The following is a 667-nucleotide window of genomic DNA, read 5'->3' on the forward strand; positions in this document are numbered from 1 at the left end:
GGGTGCTCCGACTGCTCGTGGGCGCACGGTTTCAGGTACTGTTTCACTCCCCTCCCGGGGTGCTTTTCACCTTTCCCTCACGGTACTGGTGCGCTATCGGTCACAGGGTAGTACTCAGGCTTGGATGGTGGTCCACCCAGGTTCGGACCGGGTTTCACGTGCCCGGCCCTACTCAGGGACCGCGTCGCGCCGTCCGGTCTGGGTTCGCGTACGGGGCTGTCACCCGCTGCGGCCGGCCCTCCCATGCCGTTCCGCTCCCCAGCCGGACCTGCGCCCGGGGGCGGCAGCCCCCGGATGCGCGGCCCTGCAACCCCGCCGGCGGAACCCCTGCCGGGTACGCCCGCTCGACGGTTTGGCCATCGGTCCCCTTTCGCTCGCCGCTACTCGGGGAGTCTCGAGATTGATTTCCTCTCCTCCGGGTACTTAGATGTTTCAGTTCCCCGGGTTGTCCTCCCCGGCCCTATGCGTTCAGGCCGGGGATATGCACACTGCTGTGCATGGGTTCGCCCATTCGGAGACCCCCGGGTCGAAGGATGTGTGCTCCTCGCCGGGGATTATCGCAGCTTGCCGCGTCCTTCATCGGCTCCCTGTGCCAAGGCATCCGCCGTGCGCCCGTGGTATCTTGCGGGACCGCTCCGGGCCCGCGGGATATCCACGTGTCGCTAAT

Annotated in this window: 1 rRNA gene; it reads right to left on the reverse strand. The window is 67.2% G+C overall.

Going from position 1 to position 667, the window contains the following annotated elements:
- Window positions 1-628 (reverse strand): 23S ribosomal RNA (locus ACTNA2_RS09080); the annotation flags it as partial.
- Between the last annotated feature and the right edge of the window lie 39 nt (window positions 629-667).

The sequence above is a fragment of the Collinsella sp. HCP28S3_E9 genome (assembly GCF_052065455.1).
Lineage (GTDB): Bacteria > Actinomycetota > Coriobacteriia > Coriobacteriales > Coriobacteriaceae > Collinsella.